The sequence below is a fragment of the Mizugakiibacter sp. genome, assembly GCF_039680435.1.
GTDB lineage: Bacteria > Pseudomonadota > Gammaproteobacteria > Xanthomonadales > Rhodanobacteraceae > Mizugakiibacter.
Window position 1 is genome coordinate 1 of record NZ_JBDKSX010000026.1, and the last position, 4801, is coordinate 4801.

General features: G+C 66.9%; 5 protein-coding genes and 1 pseudogene. All 6 read right to left on the reverse strand.

Translation table 11 applies throughout. The features are described from left to right. Positions 1-337: pseudogene (locus ABFC67_RS02670) on the reverse strand (phenylalanine--tRNA ligase subunit alpha); the annotation flags it as partial. Positions 338-457: 120 nt separating this feature from the next. After that, positions 458-817, reverse strand: coding sequence for a 50S ribosomal protein L20 (rplT, locus tag ABFC67_RS02675; RefSeq protein ID WP_346736494.1), 360 nt, complete (start codon positions 815-817; stop codon positions 458-460). An 18-nt stretch (positions 818-835) separates the two neighbouring features. Continuing rightward, on the reverse strand, positions 836-1033 hold the full coding sequence (gene rpmI / locus ABFC67_RS02680) for a 50S ribosomal protein L35 (protein ID WP_346736495.1): 198 nt from the start codon (positions 1031-1033) through the stop codon (positions 836-838). A 378-nt stretch (positions 1034-1411) separates the two neighbouring features. After that, positions 1412-1939 (reverse strand): translation initiation factor IF-3, encoded by a 528-nt coding sequence (gene infC, locus ABFC67_RS02685; protein WP_346736498.1) that lies wholly within the window; start codon positions 1937-1939, stop codon positions 1412-1414. A 26-nt stretch (positions 1940-1965) separates the two neighbouring features. Further along, the gene (gene thrS / locus ABFC67_RS02690; protein ID WP_346736496.1) at positions 1966-3882 is read right to left on the reverse strand and encodes a threonine--tRNA ligase; all 1917 of its coding nucleotides are present in this window, start codon (positions 3880-3882) and stop codon (positions 1966-1968) included. Between the two features lie 261 nt (positions 3883-4143). Continuing rightward, positions 4144-4801 (reverse strand): hypothetical protein (locus ABFC67_RS02695; RefSeq protein ID WP_346736497.1); only part of this gene is annotated, 658 nt, incomplete at its 5' end.

The window sequence follows — 4801 nt, forward strand, 5'->3', positions numbered from 1 at the left end:
GCGTGCGCGTGACCGGATGGATGCCGCCGCGCTCGCCGCGCCGGCCGGGCAAGGTCACGTCCAGCCGTTCGCAGGCGAGACGCTGCGCGAACGCGGCCTCCTCGAGCGCTGCACGGCGTGCCGCGATCGCTTCGACAAGGCGGTCGCGAGCGCGGTTGACTTCGGCGCCACGCGCCTTGCGCTGCTCGGGCGGCAACGCGCCCAACTGCTTCAACTGCTCGGTGACGAAACCGCTCTTGCCGAGCAGCGCCACGCGCTGCGCTTCCAGCGCGTCCAGGCTGTCGGCGCCGGCAATCGCGGCCAGCGCCTCGTCGATGCGGGTTGCAAGTGCGTCCATCGCCCCCTTCCGGATCAGATCGGCGCCCTGCAGAAACGACATGGGGAGCGAGACCGGCCCGCTCCCCACGTGATCCGCTGCGCCGGCGCGCGGCCGGCGCATGAAAGCGCCTGCGTCGGATTACGCGGCCAGAACGGCCTTCGCCTTCTCGGCGAGCGCGCCGAACGCCTTGATGTCGTGCACCGCGAGGTCGGCCAGCACCTTGCGGTCGACCGCGACCTCGGCCTTGGCCAGGCCGTTGATCAGGCGGCTGTACGACAGGCCGAACTGGCGGGCGGCGGCGTTGATGCGCACGATCCACAGCGCGCGGAACTGGCGCTTGCGCTGCTTGCGGCCGATGTAGGCGTACTGGCCGGCCTTGGTGACGGCCTGCTTGGCGACGCGCAGAACCTTGCGGCGCGCGTTGTAGTAGCCCTTGGCCTGGCCGATGATCTTCTTGTGACGACGACGGGCGGTAACGCCACGCTTGACACGAGCCATGGTGGTGTCCTCCTCGTCTTACAGGTACGGAAGCATGCGCGCGACGCCCTTCTGGTCGCACTCACGCACGTGGTTGGGGGCGCGCAGGTTGCGCTTACGCTTGGTCGACTTCTTGGTGAGGATGTGCGACTTGAAAGCGTGGCCGGCCTTGAACTTGCCGGAAGCGGTCTTGCGGAACCGCTTGGCGGCGGCCCGGTTGGTCTTGATCTTGGGCATGTCGATGCTCCAACGACGGTTATTGGACTGACCCGGGCGACGGCCGCGGCCGCGCTTTCCATCCTTGCCCGAACCGGCTCGTGGGTCTGCCGAAGCGGACCTTGCTGCGCCGCCGACCGCCTCTCCGCGGTCGACGGGGTGCCCTTGCGGGCGAATTCTCGGCTTTCCTGCGACCGGGACAGGGCCACAGGGCCGCCTAGTCTACCCGATCGGAAGCGGGCAGGCTCGTGAAACCGGGAAACCCGGCTCTCGGCGCGAACCTGAACCCCCACCCCCACCCTTTGCCCTCTCCCGCCAGCGGGAGAGGAGGAACGGGGAGGGCCGTGCAGGAGTTGCACGGCCCGTCTTGTTCTGCAACTCGCAGGACGTACCTGCGGCTCAGCTCTTTTTCTTGGGGGCGATCATCATCACCATCTGGCGGCCTTCGAGCCGCGGGAACTGCTCGACAACGCCCTCCTCGCCCACATCCGCCTGGATGCGCTGGGCCAGGTTGTGACCGAGCTCCTGGTGCGACATCTCGCGGCCGCGGAAGCGGATGGTGACCTTGACCTTGTCGCCTTCCTCGAGGAAGCGAAGCATGTTGCGCAGCTTGATCTGGTAGTCGCCGATGTCCGTCGTGGGGCGGAACTTCAGCTCCTTGATCTCGACCTGCTTCTGCTTCTTTTTCGCCGCCTGCGCCTTCTTCTGCTGCTCGAACTTGAACTTGCCGAAGTCCATGACGCGGCAGACCGGCGGCTCGGCATTGGGCTGGATCTCGACGAGATCCATGCCGGCCTCCTCGGCCATCCTCAGCGCCTCGTCGCGCGACAGGATGCCGACCTGTTCTCCGTCGGCGCCGATCACACGCACCCGCGGAACACGGATCTCGTGGTTCCGGCGGCTGGCTTTGTTGTCAGTGGTGGCGATACTGCATCCTCCCAGCGGGTTCCAGTTTATGGCGCGGCTCGGCCGGGGCCGGCTTCCGCGCCCAGCCGCTCGATGAAGGCCGGCAGCGACAGGCTGCCCAGATCCTCGCCCGAGCGGGCGCGCACAGAAACGGTGCCCGTCTCCTTCTCGCGATCACCGACCACGAGCAGGTAGGGCACCTTCTGCAACGTATGCTCCCGGATTTTATAGCCGATTTTCTCGTTGCGCAAATCCGCCTGCACCCGGAAGCCTTTGCTTACAAGGGTTTGCACCACCCCGCGGGCATAGTCGGCCTGGGCATCGGTGATGTTGAGCGCAACCGCCTGCAGCGGCGCCAGCCATGGCGGCAGATTGCCGGCGTGGTGCTCGATCAGGATGCCGATGAAGCGCTCCATCGAGCCGACGATCGCGCGATGCAGCATCACCGGGTGGCGGCGCTGCGAATGCTCGTCGACGTACTCCGCGCCGAGCCGCTGCGGCATCATGAAATCCACCTGCATGGTGCCGACCTGCCAGGCGCGGCCAATCGAATCCTTCATGTGGTACTCGATCTTCGGGCCGTAGAAGGCGCCCTCGCCGGGCAGTTCCTCCCAGCTGACGCCGGCGCTGCGCAGCGCGGCGCGCAGCGCCTCCTCAGCCTTGTCCCACACCTCGTCGGAACCGAGCCGCTTGTCCGGACGCAGCGCGATCTTCAGCGCGATGTCGCTGAAGCCGAAGTCGGCGTAGACCCGCATCGCCTGGCGATGGAACGCGGTCACCTCGGGCTCGATCTGGTCCTCGGTGCAGAAGACGTGGCCGTCGTCCTGGGTGAAGGCGCGCACGCGCATGATGCCGTGCAGCGCACCGGAGGGCTCGTTGCGGTGGCAGGCGCCGAATTCGCCGTAGCGGATCGGCAGGTCGCGGTAGCTGCGCAGGTCGGAGTTGAAGATCTGCACGTGGCCCGGGCAGTTCATCGGCTTCACCGCGTAGGTGCGTTTCTCCGACTCGGTGAAGAACATGTTCTCCTTGTAGTTGTCCCAGTGGCCAGACTTCTGCCACAGCGACACGTCGAGGATCTGCGGGCAGCGCACTTCCTGATAGCCGGAATCCCGGTAGACCCCGCGCATGTACTGCTCGACGGCCTGCCAGATCGACCAGCCCTTCGGATGCCAGAACACCATGCCCGGCGCTTCTTCCTGCTGGTGGAACAGGTCGAGCGCCTTGGCGATCTTGCGGTGGTCGCGCTTCTCGGCCTCCTCCAGCATATTGAGGTAGGACTTGAGATCCTTATCGTTCAGCCACGCGGTGCCGTAGATACGGCTGAGCATCTGGTTGTTGCTGTCGCCGCGCCAGTAGGCGCCGGCCACCTTCATCAGCCTGAATGCGCGCAGTTTGCCGGTGTTGGGCACGTGCGGGCCGCGGCAGAGATCGGTGAACTCGCCCTGGGTGTACAGCGACAGCTCCTCGTTCGCCGGGATGCCGGCGATGATCTCGGCCTTGTAGCTCTCGCCCAAGCCGCGGAAGAAGGCGATCGCGTCGTCGCGCGACTTCACGCTGCGACCGACCGGCAGCTGTTCCTTGACGATCTTCTCCATCTCCGCCTCGATCTTCGGCAGATCCTCGGGCGTGAACGGGCGCTCGTAGGCGAAGTCGTAGTAGAAGCCGTTGTCGATCACCGGGCCGATGGTGACCTGCGCGCCCGGGTACAGGCGCTGCACGGCCTGCGCCAGCAGGTGCGCGGTGGAGTGGCGCAGGATCTCCAGCGCCTCCGGGCTCTTCTCGGTGACGATCTCGACGCGTGCGTCGCGGTCGATGACGTGGCTGGCATCGACCAGCTTGCCGTCGACCTTGCCGGCCAGCGTGGCCTTGGCCAGGCCAGGGCCGATCGACGCGGCGACGTCCTGCACGGAGACGGGGTGTTCGAACGGTTTCTTGCTGCCGTCGGGGAGGGTAATCGTGATCATGGGAGCTGCATCGCAAGCAATAAAAAAGGGCGCGTGGCGCCCCTGCAGACAAGGTCGAAGCCGCGCGCGGGAAGTCAACGTGGGAAGCGCGTAGTCCTCATGTCGCACGCTCGGCCGGCGGTTGGCCGCGGCCACCTTGTCTTCGTGGTCAAGTATCGGCAGTTAGCTTGGGCAGCGCGGCGGCGATTGTCAATGCAGGATCGCCATAACGACAAACCCCGCACGGCGGCGGGGTTCGCGTAGTCGAGTTGGCCGCGGCGCTCAGCGGGCCGAAACCGGCTCCGTGCCGACGCGGCGGCGCTGCGTCGTCGCGTCGACCGCGGGCGCGGCACCCGCCTCGTGCCGGCGTTCATGCCACCAGTTCCTGAGCATACCGCCGGCATCGCCCAGCCAGTACCAGCGCGTATTCGCCGGCGAGGTTGCGGACGGCTGCGGCTTGCCATCGACCGAGGACGCACCACCACTCGTGGCCGCGGGCGGAGGCGTGACGACCGCCGGGGCAGTGGACGTCGGCGCCACGCCACCGGTGTCGTACACGGCCAGGCGCTTCTTCAGCCCCGATGCCGGCACGGCGCCCGCCGGCAGCTGCACCATGTAGGCATCGACGTCGGTGTCGCTGGTGGTGCCCCAGTTGGAGTTGAACAGGATGCGCGTGAAGTCGCGGTTCACCGCCGCCTGCGGCTCTGCCCAATAACCGCCCGCGGCGTTGCTGTGATGGAACGCAATGTTGTAGATCCGCGGACTCGCCTTCAGCTCCAGCGCGAACAGGTGGTCCATGTACCAGCGGTGCGGACCCGTGCCCGCGTAGGTGCCGATCAACGCCCAGCCCGGCTTGTTGTACGCCTTCATCGAGATGTGCATCGCCGTCGCGCTGCCGCTGATGTAGGTCGGCATCAGGTCCGTGCGCACCCCCGTGTCG